18 protein-coding genes are annotated in these 19587 nt (G+C 70.1%); 12 read left to right on the top strand and 6 right to left on the bottom strand.

Features of this window, described 5'->3' with window-relative positions:
• Positions 1-14: 14 nt before the first annotated feature.
• Positions 15-1166 (bottom strand): glycine cleavage system aminomethyltransferase GcvT, encoded by a 1152-nt coding sequence (gcvT, locus tag G4X40_RS17610; RefSeq protein ID WP_277834381.1) that lies wholly within the window; start codon positions 1164-1166, stop codon positions 15-17.
• A gap of 156 nt (positions 1167-1322) precedes the next feature.
• Here gcvT and G4X40_RS17605 point away from each other — a divergent pair, with 156 nt between their 5' ends.
• A complete protein-coding gene (locus G4X40_RS17605) occupies positions 1323-2864 on the top strand; it encodes a leucyl aminopeptidase (protein ID WP_277834379.1) in 1542 nt (513 codons plus the stop codon).
• 16 nt (positions 2865-2880) lie between these two features.
• On the opposite strand, the gene G4X40_RS17600 is transcribed toward G4X40_RS17605, so the two are convergent.
• On the bottom strand, positions 2881-3234 hold the full coding sequence (locus G4X40_RS17600; protein WP_277834377.1) for an oxidoreductase: 354 nt from the start codon (positions 3232-3234) through the stop codon (positions 2881-2883).
• 484 nt (positions 3235-3718) lie between these two features.
• Between G4X40_RS17600 and sucB the strand changes: the two genes are divergently transcribed.
• The 5 genes from sucB to G4X40_RS17575 all read left to right on the top strand — a co-directional run bounded on the left by sucB (position 3719) and on the right by G4X40_RS17575 (position 9344).
• Positions 3719-5473 carry a 2-oxoglutarate dehydrogenase, E2 component, dihydrolipoamide succinyltransferase gene (gene sucB, locus G4X40_RS17595; protein ID WP_277834375.1) on the top strand — a complete coding sequence of 585 codons (1755 nt, stop codon included), beginning with the start codon at positions 3719-3721 and terminating at the stop codon, positions 5471-5473.
• A 214-nt stretch (positions 5474-5687) separates the two neighbouring features.
• Entirely contained in the window at positions 5688-6575 is an 888-nt protein-coding gene (locus G4X40_RS17590) for a TIGR01777 family oxidoreductase (RefSeq protein WP_277834374.1), read from the top strand.
• A 90-nt stretch (positions 6576-6665) separates the two neighbouring features.
• Positions 6666-7439, top strand: coding sequence for a lipoyl(octanoyl) transferase LipB (lipB, locus tag G4X40_RS17585; RefSeq protein ID WP_277834373.1), 774 nt, complete (start codon positions 6666-6668; stop codon positions 7437-7439).
• Between the two features lie 66 nt (positions 7440-7505).
• On the top strand, positions 7506-8552 hold the full coding sequence (gene lipA, locus G4X40_RS17580; RefSeq protein WP_277834371.1) for a lipoyl synthase: 1047 nt from the start codon (positions 7506-7508) through the stop codon (positions 8550-8552).
• Between the two features lie 48 nt (positions 8553-8600).
• A complete protein-coding gene (locus G4X40_RS17575; protein WP_277834370.1) occupies positions 8601-9344 on the top strand; it encodes a DUF4191 domain-containing protein in 744 nt (247 codons plus the stop codon).
• A 37-nt stretch (positions 9345-9381) separates the two neighbouring features.
• Here G4X40_RS17575 and G4X40_RS17570 read toward each other — a convergent pair whose 3' ends face one another.
• Positions 9382-9858 carry an RDD family protein gene (locus G4X40_RS17570; protein ID WP_277834368.1) on the bottom strand — a complete coding sequence of 159 codons (477 nt, stop codon included), beginning with the start codon at positions 9856-9858 and terminating at the stop codon, positions 9382-9384.
• A 295-nt stretch (positions 9859-10153) separates the two neighbouring features.
• On the opposite strand from G4X40_RS17570, the gene glnA reads away from it, so the two are divergent.
• Positions 10154-11587 carry a type I glutamate--ammonia ligase gene (glnA, locus tag G4X40_RS17565; RefSeq protein WP_277834367.1) on the top strand — a complete coding sequence of 478 codons (1434 nt, stop codon included), beginning with the start codon at positions 10154-10156 and terminating at the stop codon, positions 11585-11587.
• A 93-nt stretch (positions 11588-11680) separates the two neighbouring features.
• Here the strand turns inward: glnA and G4X40_RS17560 are convergent, their stop codons facing one another.
• Positions 11681-12493: a mycofactocin-coupled SDR family oxidoreductase gene (locus G4X40_RS17560; protein ID WP_277834366.1), complete on the bottom strand. Its 813-nt coding sequence runs from the start codon at positions 12491-12493 to the stop codon at positions 11681-11683.
• 189 nt (positions 12494-12682) lie between these two features.
• On the opposite strand from G4X40_RS17560, the gene G4X40_RS17555 reads away from it, so the two are divergent.
• A complete protein-coding gene (locus G4X40_RS17555) occupies positions 12683-14809 on the top strand; it encodes an oxidoreductase (protein ID WP_277834364.1) in 2127 nt (708 codons plus the stop codon).
• A 93-nt stretch (positions 14810-14902) separates the two neighbouring features.
• Here the strand turns inward: G4X40_RS17555 and G4X40_RS17550 are convergent, their stop codons facing one another.
• Positions 14903-15313 carry a hypothetical protein gene (locus G4X40_RS17550; protein WP_277834362.1) on the bottom strand — a complete coding sequence of 137 codons (411 nt, stop codon included), beginning with the start codon at positions 15311-15313 and terminating at the stop codon, positions 14903-14905.
• Positions 15314-15420: 107 nt separating this feature from the next.
• Positions 15421-15636, bottom strand: coding sequence for a hypothetical protein (locus G4X40_RS17545; protein WP_277834360.1), 216 nt, complete (start codon positions 15634-15636; stop codon positions 15421-15423).
• 136 nt (positions 15637-15772) lie between these two features.
• Between G4X40_RS17545 and G4X40_RS17540 the strand changes: the two genes are divergently transcribed.
• The 4 genes from G4X40_RS17540 to G4X40_RS17525 all read left to right on the top strand — a co-directional run bounded on the left by G4X40_RS17540 (position 15773) and on the right by G4X40_RS17525 (position 19556).
• Positions 15773-16423, top strand: coding sequence for an ABC transporter permease (locus tag G4X40_RS17540; protein ID WP_277834697.1), 651 nt, complete (start codon positions 15773-15775; stop codon positions 16421-16423).
• Between the two features lie 70 nt (positions 16424-16493).
• A complete protein-coding gene (locus G4X40_RS17535; RefSeq protein WP_277834695.1) occupies positions 16494-17714 on the top strand; it encodes an ABC transporter ATP-binding protein in 1221 nt (406 codons plus the stop codon).
• Positions 17711-18553, top strand: a complete 843-nt coding sequence (locus tag G4X40_RS17530) for an ABC transporter permease (RefSeq protein WP_277834358.1) — start codon at positions 17711-17713, stop codon at positions 18551-18553. The genes G4X40_RS17535 and G4X40_RS17530 overlap by 4 nt, the downstream gene beginning before the upstream one ends.
• A gap of 1 nt (position 18554) precedes the next feature.
• A complete protein-coding gene (locus tag G4X40_RS17525) occupies positions 18555-19556 on the top strand; it encodes a glycine betaine ABC transporter substrate-binding protein (protein ID WP_277834357.1) in 1002 nt (333 codons plus the stop codon).
• Positions 19557-19587 lie beyond the last annotated feature (31 nt).

The following is a 19587-nucleotide window of genomic DNA, read 5'->3' as shown; positions in this document are numbered from 1 at the left end:
GTGGCCGGTCCCGGTCAGCGGGTGTGGGACGGCACCAGCGGCGGCGCGACCACCTCGCACACCAGCGAGCGGCCGCGCACGTCGACGCTCACCCGGTCGCCCGCGGCGACACCCGCCGACGCGTCGAGCAACGCCAGCGCGATGCCCACCTTCAGCGTCGGCGAGAACGTGCCCGAGGTGCACCGGCCGATCTCCCCCGCCACCGTCTCGTCCGGCCCCAGTGCATGCACGGCCAGGTCCGCTCGGGGCACGCCCCGGCCGACCGCCTTCAGGCCCCAGAGCCGGCGGGCCGGGCCGTCCTGCTTCTCCCGCAGCAGCGCGTCCCGGCCGGTGAACTGCGGCTTGGACCAGCCGACCGCCCAGCCGCACCGGGCCTGCAGCGGCGAGATCCCCGGCGACAACTCGTGCCCGTGCAGCGGATAGCCCATCTCGGTGCGCAGGGTGTCGCGCGCACCGAGGCCGGCGACCTGACCGCCGCGCGCCTCGACCGCACCACGCAGCGCACGGAAGAGCCGCTCGGCGTCCGCCCAGCGCGGGATGAGCTCGTAGCCGTGTTCGCCGGTGTATCCGGTGCGGCACACCCGGACCGGAACCGCGCCGTCGACGTCGGACCACTGCGCGTCGGTAAAGGCCATGTAGTCCATGTCGGCGGGCAGTCCCAGGTCGGCGAGCACCTCGGCGGACCGCGGTCCCTGCACGGCCAGCACCCCGAACTCGCGGTGCAGGTCGGTAACCGTGATGCCGGCCGGTGCGGCGGCGGACAGCGCTGCGACCACCGCCGCGGTGTTGGCCGCGTTGGGCACCAGGAAGATCTCGTCGGGTCCGACGTAGTAGGCGATCAGGTCGTCGACGACCCCGCCGGTCTCGTTGCAGCACAACGTGTACTGCGCCTGGCCGGGGGCGATGCGACCCAGGTCGTTGGTCAGCGCGGAGTTGACGAACTCGGCGGCCCCGGGACCCCGGACGATCGCCTTGCCGAGGTGGCTGACGTCGAACAGCCCGACCGTCTCGCGCACCGCGGTGTGCTCGGCGACAACCCCCGCGTAGGACACCGGCATCTGCCAGCCGCCGAACGGGGCGAACGTCGCCCCCATCTCGTCGTGCACGGCGTCGACCGGGCTGCGGAGGAGGTCGGCGGCGGCGGACTGCTGATTCGAATCACTCACGCCTGCACAGGCTAGTCGTGTTCCGTGGTCGCCGCGGCCGGACCGCCGCACCACGACGACCGCGTCGATACGATGAGGACCCCGAGACCCGCGGACCCCGGTACACCAGGACCCCGGCGCCCGGGTCCACCTTCCCCAAGCGCAGGAGCCTTCCCCGTGAGCGTCCCGTCGTCGTCCCGCCAGCTCGGCCCCCAGCTGGCCCTCGCCTCCACCATCGCCGCGCGCGCCGAATTGCTGCTGATCGGCATCGTCTCCGGACCCGACGGCCCGGAACTCGCAGGCGACTTCGGACTCGACGCCGAGCTTGTCGGCCCCCTCGAGGCGAGCCTCGCCGCGGTCGGGGCGACCGGCCGGTTCGAGGAGCTCACCCGCATCCCCGCGCCCGGGGGACTCGGTGTCGACGCGGTTCTCGCCGTCGGCCTCGGGGATCGCGGCGGCGTGATCGACGCGTCGGACCCGGCCGCGGCGGCCGAGAAGATCCGTCGCGCAGCCGGTGTGGCGGCACGGTCGCTGACCGGCATCGCCCACGCGGCCACCACGCTGGGCGCCCTGGACCTGGGTGCCGCGGCCGAGGGGCTGTTCCTCGGCGCCTACCTGTTCACCGAGTTCAAGTCGGCCGCACCGGCGGCGGGCCGGCTGCCGGTCGCCCGGGTGGACCTGCTCGTCGCCGGCCCCCGGGCGAAGGAGCCCAAGCAAGTGCTGGCCCGCGCGATCGCGATCGCGACGGCGACCGCGGTCGCGCGCGATCTGGTCAACACGCCGCCGAGTCACCTGTTCCCCGCCGAGTTCGCCGCCCGCGCCGCCGCGCTCGGTGAAGAGGTCGGGCTGGGCGTCGAGGTGCTCGACGAGAAGGCGCTCGAACGCAAGGGGTTCGGCGGCATCATCGGCGTCGGCAAGGGCTCGTCCCGCCCGCCGCGGCTGGTGCGGTTGAGCCACAAGGGCAGCCGCCGCAAGGGGGCACCGACGGTCGCGCTGGTCGGCAAGGGTGTCACGTTCGACACCGGCGGCATCTCCATCAAGCCCGCCGCGGGCATGGAGAACATGACCTCCGACATGGGCGGGGCCGCGGCCGTGGTCGCGACCGTCGTGCTCGCCGCGCAGCTGAAGCTGCCGATCAACGTGATCGCGACCGTGCCGATGGCCGAGAACATGCCGTCGGCGACCGCGCAGCGCCCGGGTGACGTGCTGACCCAGTACGGCGGCCGGACCGTGGAGGTCATCAACACCGATGCGGAGGGGCGACTGATCCTCGCCGACGCGATCGCGTTGACCTGTGAGAAGGACGACCCCGACTACCTGATCGACACGGCGACGCTGACCGGCGCGCAGATGGTCGCGCTCGGCAGCCGCACCCCCGGCGTGATGGGCACCGAGGAGTTCCGCGATCGCGTCGCGGCGATCTCCCGGGAGGTCGGCGAGAACGGCTGGTCGATGCCGCTGCCTGCCGAGCTGCGCGGGGACCTCGACTCGAAGGTCGCCGATCTGGCGAACGTGACCAACCACCGCTGGGGCGGCATGCTCGTGGCGGCGCTGTTCCTGCGGGAGTTCGTCGGCGAGGGCGTGCAGTGGGCGCACATCGACGTCGCCGGCCCGGCCTACAACACCGGCGGCCCGTTCGGTTACATCGGCAAGGGCGGCACCGGCGTGCCGGTCCGCACCATGATCGCCGTACTCGAGGACATCGCCGAGCGGGGCTGAGCGGGCACCGCCGAGGTCACGACAGCTCGCGTGCGGCCGCGCGCTTGCGCAGGATCCGCTCGCGGGCGTCGTGATCGCGCATCCGCTGCGGATAGCGCACCTTGCGCACGTCGTAGACGGGAATCGCCAGTTGCTCGCCGAGGCGCCGGGCGGCCCGGGGACCGCCGGGCGCCCGGCGCGTCCACCGCCCGTCGGCGTCGACCAGCACGACGGTCAGCTCGTTGAGCGTTGTGGGCGGCTCGACGTATGCCTCGACGCCGCGGTGTGCGCTCGCCCAGCGGACCAGGTGGTCATAGTCGGCGGCATGCGGGTTGCGGCGCAGCGGTCCCCCGCCGCCGAACCTGCCGCCGACCCGGTCGAGAATTCCCATCACTGTCCCTCCGTCATCGGCCGATCACGCTTCGATGCTGCCGCCGCAACCTGTGACCGGCCTGAGGAACGCCGCAGGAGACTATCGCAACACGCCCCTGTGCGGGCGTCGATCCGGGCGGAGTGCAAGGATGGGTCCGCAGGGTAATCCTCGCCACAACCAGGAGCAGAATTTGTCCGCGTCCGTCACCCTCGAACGCTTCGGATTCAGCCCACGTACGTGCGCCAACACGCAGACGTCGTCGAGCTGTCGCCTTCCGGAGATCGTGGTCGTGACGGACACTGCTGTCCCGGGAACTGGGAAGACTCCCGCAGGCAGATCGGGCTGTCAGCACAATGGGGTTCGCGTCGAGGGGGTGCACGTCGGGATCCGCCGACGTGTCCGCTGCGACACACCCGAGCAACACCGATCGGCCACCACACGACCGGCGCACTAGCACCACGTCTCCACGTACACACCCACGAACGTCTAGGAGTCAGACGACATGGCCTTCTCCGTCCAAATGCCAGCTCTTGGTGAGTCCGTCACCGAGGGGACTGTCACGAGATGGCTCAAGCAGGAGGGAGACACGGTCGCGGTCGACGAGCCGCTGCTCGAGGTCTCCACCGACAAGGTCGACACCGAGATCCCCTCCCCCGCTGCCGGCGTGCTGACCAAGATCGTCGCCCAGGAAGACGACGTGGTCGAGATCGGCGGTGAGCTCGCGGTGATCGGCGAGGTCGGCGAGGCCCCCGCTCCTGCGGCAGCCCCCGCCCCGGCCGCGGAGACGACTCCCGAGCCCGCCGCCCCTGCGCCCGCAGCCCAGCCTGCCGCCCCGGCGGCCCCTGCTGCCGAGGCCGCCCCGTCCGCCGCGTCCGGCACCCCGGTGAACATGCCCGAGCTGGGCGAGTCGGTCACCGAGGGCACCGTCACCCGCTGGCTCAAGGCCGTCGGCGACGAGGTCGCGGTCGACGAACCGCTGCTCGAGGTCTCCACCGACAAGGTCGACACCGAGATCCCCTCCCCGGTCGCCGGCACCCTGCTGGAGATCAGTGCGCAGGAGGACGACGTCGTCGCGGTCGGCGGGCAACTCGCCGTCGTCGGATCCGGCACCCCGGCCGCCGCGCCCGCCCCTGCACCCACCCCGGCCCCCGCCGCCCCGGAGGCTCCCGCCCCGTCTGCTCCGGCACCCGCCGCCCCGGCTCCGGCCGCTCCCGCTCCGGCCGCCCAGGCTCCGGCCGCCCAGGCTCCGGCCGCTCAGGCTCCGGCGCCCGCCGCGGCCCCCGCCGCTGCTGCTCCGGCAGCCGAGAGCGGCGCCGCCCCGTACGTGACCCCACTGGTCCGCAAGCTGGCCGCCGAGAACAACGTCGACCTCGCGTCCGTCAAGGGCACCGGCGTCGGCGGGCGCATCCGCAAGCAGGATGTGCTCGCGGCCGCCGAGGCGAAGCAGGCTCCCGCCGCGGCCGCCCCGGCCGCCGCCGCTGCCGCCGCTCCGGCGGCGGCCACCCCCGCCGGCGTCCGTCCGGAGCTGGCGCGCCTGCGCGGAACCACCCAGAAGGCCAACCGGATCCGCCAGATCACCGCGACCAAGACCCGCGAGTCGCTGCAGACGACGGCGCAGCTGACCCAGACCTTCGAGGTCGACGTCACCAAGATCGCGGCCCTGCGGTCGCAGGCCAAGGCCGAGTTCGCCCGGCGCGAGGGCGTCAACCTGACGTTCCTGCCGTTCTTCGCCAAGGCGGTCGTCGAGGCGCTCGGGGCGCACCCGAACATCAACGCGAGCTACGACGAGAACGCCAAGGAGATCACCTACCACGCGGCCGTGCACCTGGGAATCGCCGTGGACACCGAGCAGGGCCTGCTCTCGCCGGTGATCCACAACGCCGGCGACCTGTCGCTGGCCGGCCTGGCCCGGGCGATCGCCGACATCGCCGCGCGCGCCCGCTCCGGCGGCCTCAAGCCCGACGAGCTCGCCGGCGGCACCTTCACGATCACCAACATCGGCAGCCAGGGCGCCCTGTTCGACACCCCGATCCTGGTCCCGCCGCAGGCGGCGATGCTCGGCACCGGCGCGATCGTCAAGCGCCCCATGGTCGTCCAGGACGACGCCGGCAACGAGTCCATCGGTGTCCGGTCGATGTGCTACCTGCCGCTGACCTACGATCACCGCCTGGTCGACGGCGCGGACGCCGGTCGCTTCCTGACCACGGTCAAGCAGCGCCTCGAGGAGTCCGCGTTCGAGGCCGACCTGGGCCTGTAGGCCTTCGCAGGCCCGGCCACGCCGACAAGATCACGAAACCCGCGCCCCCGCGCCGCCGTCGATACGATGGTGACGCGGGGGCGCGGCGCATCACCATCCGAGCGTGAAACCGCACCAGCGGTTTCCGGTCCCGGACGCACACCGGCGGGCACCGGCACCCGGCGATGGGATGTCGCACAGTGACAGTCGCGGACGGCAGGAACGGAGGCCTCGGATGCGTATCGGCGTCGCGGGCTCTTCCGGTCTGATCGGGACCGCACTGGTCGCCGCGCTCCGGGCCGAACGCCACACGGTGCTGCGTCTGGTCCGTCGCCGCGCGCAGGCCCCAGACGAACGCGGGTGGGACCCGGTGAAGGGACTGCTCGACCCGGCCCATCTGGACGGGTGCGACGCCGTCGTGAACCTGTGCGGGGCGGGGATCGGCGACCGGCGCTGGACCGGCGCCTACAAGCAGGAGATCCGCGACAGCCGGGTCGGCCCGACCGAACTGCTCGCCGATGTCGTCGCCGCCACCCGGGTGCCCGTACTGGTCAACGCCAGCGCCGTCGGCTTCTACGGCGACACCGAAGGCCGGGTGGTCGACGAGTCCGCCCCTGCCGGGCGAGGTTTCCTCGCCGATGTGTGCCGGGATTGGGAACGCGCGACGACGCGGGCCGCCGCCGGCGGTGCCCGAGTGGTGCGCGTCCGCTCCGGCGTCGTGCTCACCCCGCGCGGCGGCACCCTGGGCAAGCTGCTGCCGCTGTACCGGCTGGGACTGGGCGGCCGGCTCGGATCGGGCCGGCAGTACATCACCTGGATCTCGCTCGAGGACGAGGTGCGCGGACTCGTCCATGCGCTCACCGACCGCACCCTCGACGGTCCGGTCAACCTGTGCGGACCCGCGCCGGTCACCAACGCGCAGTTCTCGTCGTCGCTCGCCCGGGCCGTGCACCGCCCCGCCCCGTGGGCGATCCCCGGCTTCGCCCTGTCCGCGGTGCTCGGTGAGTTCGCCGGGGAGGGTGCACTGACCGGTCAGCGGGCGATTCCGCGGGAACTGGAGCGGTCCGGTTTCACCTTCGCGCACAACACCATCGGCGAGGCGCTCGCCGCCGCCATCGGCTGACCTCGCCACCGGGCGCCGCGATCCCGGGCTCGATGGCCGTCACGGACTCCCGGGCACCTGCGACGCCGCCACGGGCGTAACGTGCCCAGCATGCGCAGCAGCTCCGCCTCAGCACGGTTCGCCTCCCCCCCTGTCGACGTCGTCGACGCCGGCCTGGTCGACTACGAGCAGGCCTGGGACCGGCAGCGCCGGCTCGCGGAGGACCGCGCGGCCGATCTGGTGGGCGACACGATGCTGCTGCTCGAGCATCCTTCCGTCTACACGGCAGGCCGGCGCACCCAGCCCGAGGACCGTCCGGTCGACGGCTCGCGGGTCATCGACGTCGACCGCGGCGGCAAGATCACCTGGCACGGGCCCGGCCAGCTCGTCGGCTACCCGGTGATCAAGCTCGCCGAACCTGTCGACGTGGTCGACTACGTGCGGCGGATCGAGGAAGCGCTGATCGCCGTGTGCACCGGCCTCGGGGTCGTCTGCGGCCGGGTCGAGGGCCGCTCGGGGGTGTGGCTGTCGGCGACCGTCCGCGACGGGGTGTGGCTGCCGGAACGCAAGATCGCCGCGATCGGGGTCCGGGTCCAGCGCGGGGTGACGCTGCACGGATTCGCGCTGAACTGCGACGCCGACCTGTCTGCCTTCGACGCGATCGTCCCGTGCGGTATCACCGACGCGGGGGTCACGTCGCTGACCCGCGAACTCGGCCGCGCGGTGACCGTCGCGGAGGTCCGCGCGGCGACCACGGAGGCCGTCCTCGGCGCGCTCGACGGCGCCCTCGCCGTCACGACACACGACATCGAACGCACCGCGATTTCGACGGCGTCCGCCGCGCCGGGCGACGTGCCCGTTCCGGTGACGACACTGCGGTTCTGACCGCGCCCGTCCCGGGCAGCGAACACCCGTCCGAGGCCGACGTCACACCGGCGTAGTGTCGGGCGCATGACCGTGGGTACCGACAGCAACTCCCGCAACGATTCCCCCGTCGCACCGGACGGGCGCAAACTCCTCCGCCTCGAGATCCGAAACACGGAGACCCCCATCGAACGCAAGCCGAACTGGATCAAGACCCGCGCCAAGATGGGTCCCGAGTACACCGAACTCAAGGGTCTGGTCCGCCGCGAGGGCCTGCACACGGTGTGCGAGGAGGCGGGCTGCCCCAACATCTACGAGTGCTGGGAGGACCGCGAGGCCACCTTCCTCATCGGCGGCGAGCAGTGCACGCGGCGCTGCGACTTCTGCCAGATCGACACCGGCAAGCCCGCCGACCTCGACCGGGACGAGCCGCGCCGCGTGGCCGAGTCGGTGCAGGCCATGGGCCTGCGGTACTCGACGATCACCGGCGTCGCCCGCGACGACCTGCCCGACGAGGGCGCCTGGCTCTACGCCGAGACGGTCCGCCGGATCCACGAACTGAACCCGGGCACCGGGGTGGAGAACCTCATCCCCGACTTCCACGCGAAGCCCGATCTGCTCGCGGAGGTGTTCGACTCGCGGCCCGAGGTGCTCGCGCACAACCTCGAAACGGTGCCCCGCATCTTCAAGCGGATCCGCCCTGCCTTCCGCTATGAGCGCTCGCTCGAGGTGATCACCGCCGCACGCGACTTCGGCCTGGTCACCAAGTCGAACCTGATCCTCGGCCTGGGCGAGACCCCCGACGAGGTGCAGGCCGCGATGGTCGACCTGCACGAGGCCGGCTGCGACATCCTCACCATCACCCAGTACCTGCGGCCGTCGGCCCGGCACCATCCCGTCGAACGCTGGGTCAAGCCGGAGGAGTTCGTCGAGCACTCGCAGTTCGCCACCGAACTCGGCTTCGCCGGTGTGATGGCCGGTCCGCTGGTCCGCTCCTCGTACCGGGCCGGCCGGTTGTACGCGCAGGCGATGGCGCACCACGGCCGTGCGTTGCCGGAGAACATGGCGCACCTGGCCGAGGCGGGCGAGGCCTCGCAGGAGGCGACCTCACTGCTGCAGCGCCTCGCGCACTGAGCGGCACTCGTGCGCTGACCGGCGGTTCCGGGCCGTATCCTGGAGGGCATGGCGAAGGGCACGGCGGGTAAACCCGACAAGCAGGTGAAGGCGGCGGCGAAGTCCGCACGCAGGCAGGCGTCCAAGGAGCGGCGTACGCAGCTCTGGCAGGCGTTCCAGATGCAGCGCAAGGAAGACAAGGCGCTGCTGCCGCTGATGATCGGCACCCTGGTGGGTACTGCGCTGATCCTGTTCGTGATCGGGCTGTTCTTCAACGCCGAGTGGTTCCTGCTGCCGTTCGGTGTCGTGCTCGGCGCGCTGCTGGCGTTCGTGCTGTTCGGTCGTCGAGTGCAGAAGAACGTCTACGCGAAGGCCGACGGCCAGGCCGGTGCCGCCGCCTGGGCGTTGGACAACATGAAGGGTCAGTGGCGCGTGCAGAAGGCCGTCGCGGCCACCACCCAGCTCGACGCGGTACACCGCGTCATCGGGCGTCCCGGCGTGATCCTGGTCGCCGAGGGCGCACCGCACCGGGTGAAGTCGCTGCTGGCGCAGGAGAAGAAGAAGATCAGCCGCCTCGTCGGCGACACCCCGATCTACGACGTCGTGATCGGCAACGAGGAGGGCCAGGTGCCGCTGTCGAAGCTGCAGCGTCATCTGACCAAGCTGCCGCGCAACATCGACACCGGCCGGATGGACACCATCGAGTCGCGGCTCTCGGCGCTGGGTTCGCGCGCGGGCGCCCCGCTGCCCAAGGGTCCGATGCCGGCGGGCGCCAAGCAGCGCAGTGTGCAGCGCACGGTCCGCCGGCGATAGCCGGCGAAAGCACAGCCGGCGATGAGTAGCCGCCGGGTCAGCGGGTGCGGATCACCACGGTCTGGGTGGCGCGGTCGTGCAGGCCGCGACCATCCTCGTCGTTGATCAGCGCCGGGATCAGGAACACGGTCAGCAGCACCCGGAAGAACGCGCGGGGCAGGCCCACTCGGACCGGGGCGTCGGCGCGGGCGACACCCAGCCCGACGATCGCCTGCCCCGGGGTGAACGCGAACAGCCACACCCCGAGCACCCCGACGACCGCCCATAGCACCAGCGTGACGGTGGCGTAGTTGGACAGCGCGGGCACCAGCGTGGTGAGCAGCAGCGCGATGCCGTAGCAGAGCATCCAGTCGACGAAGATCCCGGCGACGCGGCGGCCGGTGGTCGCCGACGAGCCCGGTCCGCTCTCGGGAAGGCCGAGGCGCTCACCGCGGTACTTGCCACCGTCGCCCACCTCTCCCTTGGGGAGCGCGGCCGAGGGGCCAGAGAGCCAGGAACCGGTCATCCGAGACATGGCCCCCAGGATAGTCGCCCGCAGGGGTGGGCGGCCCCGGGCACGGACGGGTTCGGCACGGTCGGGGTAGATTGCGGAGGACGACGGCCACCAGCCGCCGCGGCAACGGTCTGCGGTTCGGCCGTGCTGGGCGTCGTCGCCCGGTGATGTCCCGGCCGGTTACGCGTGACCCATGTACGCGTAACACCGCGGAAACATGAGCTTGACGATCGGGCAACACCGCCTCCATACCGTCATGCCGACGACCCACCGGCGACCGAAGTCGGTCGGGCTACCACCAAGGAGCCGAAAACAGGTGTTCAATACAGCGGACGAGGTCCTCCAGTACATCAAGACCGAAGGCGTCGAGTACGTCGACATCCGGTTCAGCGACCTGCCGGGTGTCATGCAGCACTTCTCGATCCCCGCGGCGGCGTTCAACAACGACGTCTTCGAGGACGGCCTCGCCTTCGACGGTTCCTCGGTGCGTGGATTCCAGTCGATCCACGAGTCCGACATGATGCTGCTGCCGGACGTCACGACGGCCCAGCTCGACCAGTTCCGTGCCGCCAAGACGCTGAACATGAGCTTCTTCGTGCACGACCCGTTCACCCGTGAGGCCTACAGCCGCGACCCGCGTAACGTCGCGCGCAAGGCCGAGGAGTACCTGAAGAGCACCGGCATCGCCGACACCTGCTACTTCGGCGCCGAGGCCGAGTTCTACATCTTCGACTCGGTCCGCTACGACTCGGCGATGAACGGCTCGTTCTACGAGGTCGACTCGGTGTCGGGTTCCTGGAACACCGGCAACGACGTCAACGCCGACGGCAGCCCGAACCTCGGCTACAAGGTCCGTGCCAAGGGCGGGTACTTCCCGGTCGCCCCGTACGACCACTACGTCGACCTGCGCGACGAGATGTCCACCAACCTGATGCAGGCCGGCTTCGAGCTCGAGCGCGGCCACCACGAGGTGGGCACCGGCGGCCAGGCCGAGATCAACTACAAGTTCAACACGCTGCTCGCCGCGGCGGACGACCTGCAGCTGTTCAAGTACATCATCAAGAACACCGCGTGGCAGAACGGCAAGTCGGCGACCTTCATGCCGAAGCCGCTGTTCGGTGACAACGGCTCGGGCATGCACTGCCACCAGTCGCTGTGGAAGGACGGCAAGCCGCTGTTCCACGACGAGGCCGGCTACGCGGGCCTGTCGGACATCGCCCGTCACTACATCGGCGGCATCCTGCACCACGCGCCGTCGCTGCTGGCGTTCACCAACCCGACGATCAACTCGTACAAGCGTCTGGTGCCCGGCTACGAGGCCCCGATCAACCTGGTCTACAGCCAGCGCAACCGCTCGGCCTGCGTGCGTATCCCGATCACGGGCAACAACCCGAAGGCCAAGCGCATCGAGTTCCGCTGCCCCGACTCCTCGGGCAACCCGTACCTGGCGTTCGCCGCGATGATGATGGCGGGCCTGGACGGCGTGAAGAAGAAGATCGAGCCGGCCGCCCCGGTCGACAAGGACCTCTACGAGCTTCCGCCGGAAGAGGCCGCGGGCGTTGCACAGGCGCCGACCTCGCTGAACGCGGTCATCGACCGCCTCGAGCAGGATCACGACTACCTCACCGAGGGCGGCGTGTTCACCTCCGACCTGATCGAGACCTGGATCTCGCTCAAGCGCGAGCAGGAGATCGCCCCGGTCAACCTGCGGCCGCACCCCTACGAGTTCAACCTCTACTACGACTGCTGAGTCCGGTAGAGCACACCGAAACCCCCGCCTCGTCGCACACGAGGCGGGGGTTTCCGCTTCCCGGGCGCCGGCTGCCCTCCGGCGCGAGCCCGGTCAGACGGTCGTCAGCCCCAGGTCCAGCGGCAGCTGGGCACCGGTGACGGTGCGGGACGCGTCGCTCGCGAGGTACAACACCGCGTCGGAGATGTCGTCGACGCCGCACTTGTCCATCCCGGCGAGCGGCCACTTGTAGTTGTCCACGTAGCGCGGGTACCGCGCGAGGAGTTTGCCGACGTTGACGTCGTTGCCCATCGGGGTGTCCACGGCGCTCGGGTGGATCGAGTTGACGCGAATACCGAACTCGCCCAACTCGATCGCGGCGGTCTTCGTCAGGCCCACCAGCCCATGCTTGGCGGAGGTGTAGTTCGCGGTGCCCGGTGCGGCCTTGAGCCCGGCGGCCGAGCTGACCACGATGATCGACCCGCCGCGTCCGCCGCCGATCATCGCGGGCACCGCGGCCTTGAGGGTGCGCCACACCCCGTTGAGGTTGATGTCGATCATCGTCGTCCACTGTTCCTCGGGCATCTCCCAGAAACGGTTCCACGTCGAGATGCCGGCGTTGGCGACGACGATGTCGAGGCGACCGAACCGCTCCACTCCGGCGTCGACCGCGTCCTGCAGGGCCCGCTGGTCGCGCACGTCGCCGATCGCGGTGACGATCTCGCGTCCTTCGGCCCGCACCAGTCGCGCGGTCTCCTCGAGGTCCTCGGGGGTCGCCGCCGGGTAGCCGACGTCCTCGGATATGGGCGCGCACACGTCGAGCGCGATGACGTGCGCACCCTCCCGGGCGAACCGCACCGCATGGTGCCGTCCCTGCCCCCGCGCCGCTCCCATGATGAATGCGACACGACCGTCGAGCAATGCCATTTCGAACTCCTCTCGCCTGTTCTCCTGGATCCGCTTCGCAGGCTATCTCCGCAGCTCACATCAGCGGTCGGGGCCGACCGCCGGCCGGGACAGGCCCCAACCGGACACCACCGAGATGAGCGGGACAGCGAGTCCCTTTCACCGGGACCGCATGGGCGAACGGTGCCCGTGCGAATTACTTTCAGGAATGTGAGCATCGACAGCCAGACCTTCACCCATCTGCTCTCTCCCGGCAGCATCGGCCCCATCACGCTCGACAACCGAGTCGTGCTCCCGGCCATGGACATGAACCTGTGCGATGACGGTGAGATCGAGCAGGCCGACATCGACCACTTCGCGGCGCGTGCCGCGGGCGGCACCGGCATGATCATCACCGGCTGCTGCGCGGTCGCGTACCCGGTGGGCTGCACGAGCGAGAAGGAGCCGGGTCTGTCCGAGGACCGGTTCATCCCCGGGATCAAGGCGCTGGCCGATGCGATCCACGACGCCGGCAGCAAGCTCTGCGTGCAGATGACGCACCACGGCAAGGTCGCTCGCATCGACACCCTGCAGGACCGCCGGCAGCTCGTTCCGTCGCTGCCGAAGCCGCCCGGCGACATGCGCGCGATGATCGACTGCACGCCTGAGGAAATGAAGAAGATGGCCGCCATCAACGGCGGTAAGAAGGCCACCTACCACGAGGCCGATCACGAGGACCTCGCCTGGCTGGTGCGCATGTTCGCCGAGGCCGCCGGCCGCGTGCTGGCCGCCGGCGGCGACGCCGTCGAGATCCACGCAGCGCACAACTACGTGCTGGGCGGCTTCCTGAGCCGCTACACGAACCAGCGCACCGACGAGTACGGCGGCTCCCTGGAGAACCGGGCGCGCCTGACGTGCGAGGTCATCCGCGCGGTCAAGGAGACCGTGGGCGACGGCCTCGCGATCATCGTGCGCCTGGCCGGCCAGGAGTACGGCGAGTCGAACGGTATGACCCCTGACGAATCGGCCGCCGCCGCAAAGCTGTTCGAGCAGGCGGGCGCCGACGCGATCCACGTCACCGGCACCGCACTGAACCCGTTCGCGAACTTCACCGACGGTCCGCTGCCGAACAAGGTCGGTTTCTACGCAGACAACGCCGCGGTCATCAAGCGGGCGGTGTCGATCCCGGTGATCACCGTCGGCCGCATGCTCCCCGAGGTCGGCGAGCAGCTGATCGCCGAGGGCCACACCGACTTCGTCGCGATGGGTCGCCAACTGCTTGCGGATCCGGACCTCGTCAACAAGCTCAAGGCGGGCCAGGCCGAGCGGGTCCGTCCGTGCATCAACTGCTACGTGTGCGTCCAGGAGAACTTCTGGGACGGCACCCCGATCTGCGCGGTCAACCCGGCGCTCGGCAACGAGACGCTGCTGCCGTTCCCTGCAGTCAAGGCGCGCAAGCACGTCGTGGTCGTCGGTTCCGGCCCCGGCGGCCTGGAGTCGGCGCGCATCGCCACCGAGCGCGGCCACCGGGTCACGGTGCTCGAGAAGACCGACCGGGTCGGCGGCACCCTGTGGTTCTCGACGTTGACCACGCCGGACAACGGCCGGCTGCTCGAGTGGCTCTCCGTCGAGGTCGAGCGCCTGGGCGTGGACGTCCGGCTGAAGACCCCCGCGACGGCGGAGCTGGTCAAATCGCTGACGCCCGACGCGGTGGTCGTGGCCACCGGCGCGGTCCGTGACCGCCCGAAGGTGCCGGGCGGCGACCTGCCGCACGTCCAGACCGGCGACACCATGCGGGCGCTGATGACCGGGTCGGGCGACGTCTCCGACCAGTGGCCGTTGCTGCGCGTGCTGGGCAAGCTCGCGGGTCTGACGGGAATCACCAAGAACCCCACCCTGATCCGCAACCTGAGTGGCCGGTTCCTGAAGTTCGTCCCGATGGCCCGCAATGTCGTCGTGATCGGCGGTTCGCTCGTCGGACTCGAACTGGCCGAGTTCCTGGCCGAGCGCGGCAGCCGCGTCACCCTGATCGAGGAGGGCAAGCCCCTCGGTGTGCCGATGGCGATGCCGCGCCGGTGGACCGCCGTCAGGCACACCCGCGAGGCGGGGGTGAACATTCACCGCAACGCGGAGGTCACCCGCATCACCCGTAAGAACGTCGAGTTCCTCGCCGGCGGCGAGACCCTGCGAGCCCGAGCGAACATGGTCATCATGGCCTCGGGCGTCTCGGCCTCCGCGCCGCTCGCCGACGAGCTCCGGCGCGCCGGCCTGGACGTACACGTCGTCGGCGACGCCGGCAAGGTCGACTACATCGAGGGAGCGATGCACTCAGCGTGGAAGGTCGCCCCCGCCTTGTGATCCCGCGCGGTGTGAGTCACCGCGTGTGACCGATGCGAGTGTGCCCCCGTCCGAATCCCTTTCGGACGGGGGCACACTCGTGTGCTCGAAAACTCAGCAGTCGTTGGACAGCCAGCGTCCGTCGGTCAGCGTCCATTCGACCGGGTGCATGTTGCCCTTGCCGTCGTGGGACGTGACCACGACGGTCGCCGCGGTGCCGGTCGGGTTCATCGTGATCTGGTACTGCTGCGGTCCGGAGAGATCGCGACCGGCGAAGACCTGCTTCATCGCCTTCGTGTAGTCGTCGCGTGTGCCGTGGCCCTTGCACTGCTGGGACAGGAACTGGTCGTAGTCCGCGGACCAGTCACCCTGCTGCATGAGTTGGTACTCGGCGTCCATGCTCATGCGCAGTGACGCCTCGGTGGGCTCGCCGCCCGGAGCCTTCGCGGCGGTGCCGGTATCCGACCCGCATCCCGCCGCCAGCAACGCTCCCGCGGCCAACGCCACGGCAGTGATGATTCGCAATGCACCCTCCTGGGCTCGTCCTGAATTCCGGTCGATTGTCCATATCTGCGACCGATGTCACAAGCACGAGTCCAGGCCGGGGCGAGAGCCTCGGCCCCGGTGGAGGCTCAGTCGCGTCGGCGCCCGCGGACGAAGTAGGCGACCGGACCGATGATGTTGACGAAGGACAGCGCGCGCCACATCCGCTTGGATCCGCGCACCTCCTCCGCCGTCCGCCTGCTGATGTCGATCTGGGCCGCGAGCAACAGCACCATCTCGACGACGCCCAGGGCGATGACCACTTGCCGGGTGCGGGGACCGAGTTCCGACCACTTCTTGACCATGCGCCGATGGTAACGATCTGTCCCCAACCACCGCCACGCGCCGAGACAACGCGCGTAGGGTCCGACGGGAGAACCGATCCAGTCGCGTGCCCGGATCGGTTGGAACAACTGGACAACCACGGGAGGACGGACCGTGCTGCAGAGTCTCTGGGACTTCATCTCCAGTCGCAGAAGGCAACTCGCGATCGATTCGTACCTGCATGTCAGCGCCGTCGTCCAATGCGTGGTGATCGCAACGGTCATCGCCGTGGTGATCGGGATCCTGGTCTACCGCAGTCCCATCGGATCGGCCCTGGCCACCGCGCTGGCCAGCACGATCCTGACCATCCCCTCCTTCGCCCTGCTGGGCATCCTCATCCCCATCGTCGGGCTCGGCGTGCCGCCGACGGTCATCTCGCTGGTGCTGTACGCGCTGCTGCCGATCATCCGGAACACCATCGTGGGACTGTCCGCGGTGGACCCGTCGGTCACCGACGCGGCACGCGGTATCGGCATGAGCAGGCTGTGGGTGCTCGGCCGCGTCGAGTTGCCGCTGGCGTGGCCGTCGATCCTGACCGGGATGCGGGTGAGCACCCAGATGCTGATGGGGATCCTCGCGATCGCCGCCTACGCCAAGGGTCCCGGGCTCGGCAACCTCATCTTCTCCGGACTCTCCCGCGTGGGCAGCCCCACCGCGGTCCCGCAGGCGCTGACCGGGACCGTGCTGATCGTGATCCTCGCACTCATCCTCGACGGGATCTTCGTCCTGATCGGCAAACTCACCACCTCGAGGGGGATCCGTGCCTGACGCCGACCACACCACCGCGGCCGGCGCCGGGACCGGTCACGCCGGTTCGGACGCGGTCTCCGGGGTCGAGATCGTGCTCGAGCACGTCGTCAAGAGGTATCCGGGCCAGAAGAGCCCCGCGGTCGACGACGTGTCGATGACCATCCCGGCCGGCGAGGTGGTCGTGTTCGTCGGGCCCTCGGGCTGCGGCAAGACGACCACCATGCGGATGATCAACCGGCTGATCGAGCCGACGTCGGGCGAGATCACGATCGCCGGCCGCAGCGCCCTGTCCATCAACCCGGACAAGCTGCGGCGCAACATCGGCTACTCGATCCAGCAGGCCGGGTTGTTCCCGCACATGACGATCGCGCAGAACATCGCCACCGTGCCCAGCCTGGTCGGTTGGAAGCGCAAGCGCATCGAGGCGCGGGTCGACGAGATGCTCGACCTGGTCGGGCTCGCCCCCGACCAGTACCGCAGCCGCTATCCCCGGCAGCTCTCCGGCGGCCAGCAGCAGCGCGTCGGCGTCGCCCGCGCGCTCGCGGCCGATCCCCCGATCCTGCTCATGGACGAGCCGTTCGGCGCGGTCGACCCGATCACCCGCGGCCAACTGCAGGACGAGCTGATGCGGCTGCAATCCGAGCTGGGCAAGACCATCGTCTTCGTCACGCACGACTTCGCCGAGGCGGTCAAGCTCGGTGACCGGATCGCGGTACTCGGCAGCCAATCGAAAATCCTGCAGTACGACACCCCGGAGGCGATCCTCGCCAACCCCGCCGACGACACCGTCGAGGGCTTCGTCGGAGCCGGCGCCTCGTTGCAGCAGCTCACCCTGCTCCGTGCCCGCGACGTCGAGATGGAACACCCGCCCACCGTTCACGAGAACGACGCCGTGGACGAGATCCGCCGAGAACTGGGTCCGCGGGGCGACACGTGGGGCGTCATCCTCGACGAGCGCAACCGCCCGGTGCGCTGGGTGTACCGCCACGAACTGGCCCATGCGAACGACCTGCACGACGTCGGCGAGCCGATCGGCGAGACGGTCAGCACGCAGTCGACGCTGCGCGACGCCCTCGAGGCGCTGCTGATGGGAAGCAATGCCAGCACCGCCGTGACCGGACAGCGCGGCGAGTACGTGGGCGTGGTCAGCATCGACACCCTGGTCTCGGCCATCCAGTCGATCCGGGAAGAACACGAGCACGACCACGACGACTCCGAACAGGGCGGGACCGATCAGGACGGGCCCGGCCGGGACGGGCCCCGCCACGAACGCGCGGAGAGCGCCGAATCCGGTGAGCCGCAACCATGACCACGACGCACGAGTCCGGAGGCCCCGCGGAGACATCCGCGAAGCCCCTCGAGGACACACCCGGCGCGACACCTGAGGCGACGCGGTCGGCCCGCGCCTCGCGCGGCGCGGGAGTGCAACTCGTCCTGCAGCCGATTGTTGCGCTGCTGCTCGCGGCCGGAGTGTTGTTGTGGGCGTTCGTGTTCCACACGCTCAGCGCGACCGAACGCGAGACCCTCAACGCGTCGTCACTGTTCGAGCGCATCGGTCAGCACATCGCGCTGACCGTCGTGATCGTCGCGGTGGTCGTGTGCGTGGCCGTGCCGTTGGGGGTGCTGGTGACCCGGCCCGGGTTGACCTGGCTGGCCCCGGTCGTCATCGGGATCGGGAACATCGGCCAGTCGGCGCCGGCGATCGGCCTGCTCGTGCTGTTCTACCTGTGGGTGGGCACCTCGGTGGCCGGGTTCTGGGTCGGAGTGCTGCCCATCGCCTTCTACTCGCTGCTCCCGGTACTGCGCAACACCGTCCTTGGCTTCCAGTCCGTCGACCCGTCGCTGACCGACGCCGGCCGCGGGCAGGGCATGTCGGCGGTGACCGTGCTGCGTCGGGTCGAACTGCCGCTGGCGGTGCCGTTCATCCTCGCGGGGCTGCGCACCTCGCTGGTGCTGGCGGTCGGCACCGCGACGCTGAGCTTCCTGGTCGGCGCGGGCGGACTGGGTGTGCTCATCGACACCGGATACAAGCTGCGGGAGAACTCCACGCTGTACGTCGGCGCCCTGCTCGCGGTGGCTCTGGCGCTGTTCGTGGACTGGCTCGGGGCGCTCGCCGAGAGGTACCTCGGACCGAGGGGGCTGCGCTGACATGACGCTTCGCACGATCGTCGGCGGCGCACGACGTCGCTCGCTTCCTCTCCTGGTGCTGACGCTGACCGGCATCCTGTTGGCCTCCTGCGGGTTGCAGTCCGGCGGCGCACTGCCGCTGCAGGTCGGGCCGGGCAGCATCACCAAGGTGCCCGAACTCGACGGCGTGCAGTTGACCGTCGGCTCGAAGGACTTCACCGAGAACGTCATCCTCGGTTACATCGCGGAGTTCGCACTCAGCGCGGCCGGCGCCGACGTCCGCGACCTGACCAACATCCAGGGGTCGAACAGCGCCCGGTCCGCGATGGAGGCCGGACAGATCGACCTGTACTACGAGTACACCGGCACGGGCTGGATCAACTACCTGCACCACGAGCACCCGATCCGGGACCCCGAACAGCAGTTCACCGCGGTGCGGGACGAGGACCTGAAGAAGAACGGCATCGTCTGGGTCGATCCGGCGCCGATGGACAACACCTACGCGCTGGCCACCAACCAGCGCAACGCGAAGGCGCTCGGTGTGCGCACCCTCTCGGACTACGCGAACCTGGTGCACACCGACCCGCGGGCGGCGACGACCTGCCTGGAGACCGAGTTCAACAGCCGCCAGGACGGATTCCCCGGGATGGCCGCGGCCTACGGGTTCGACCCCCACACGGTTCCCGTCAAGATCCTGCAGACCGGCATCATCTACCAGGCCACCGCGGACGGCACCTGCACGTTCGGTGAGGTGTTCACCACCGACGGCCGCGTCAAGGGCCTGAACCTGGTGGTGCTCGAGGACGACAAGCAGTTCTTCCCGCACTACAACGCGGCGGTCGTGATGCGCGAGGAGATCGCGAAGAAGTACCCGCAGATCGCCGAGATCCTGCGGCCCGTGTCGGCGGCGCTGACGAACCCGGTGATCTCGGACCTCAACGCCCAGGTCGACGTCCACGGCAAGGAGCCCGCCGACGTCGCGCGGGACTGGATGGTGTCCAAGGGTTTCGTCACCGCGCGGTGAGCGACAGCGATCGTCCGGCCGCGACCCGGTA

It is taken from the genome of Speluncibacter jeojiensis, from assembly GCF_029589495.1.
Taxonomy (GTDB): Bacteria; Actinomycetota; Actinomycetes; order Mycobacteriales; family Mycobacteriaceae; genus Speluncibacter; species Speluncibacter jeojiensis.
Note: the sequence above shows the minus strand (reverse complement) of the source record. Positions and strands in the feature narration are given on the sequence as shown.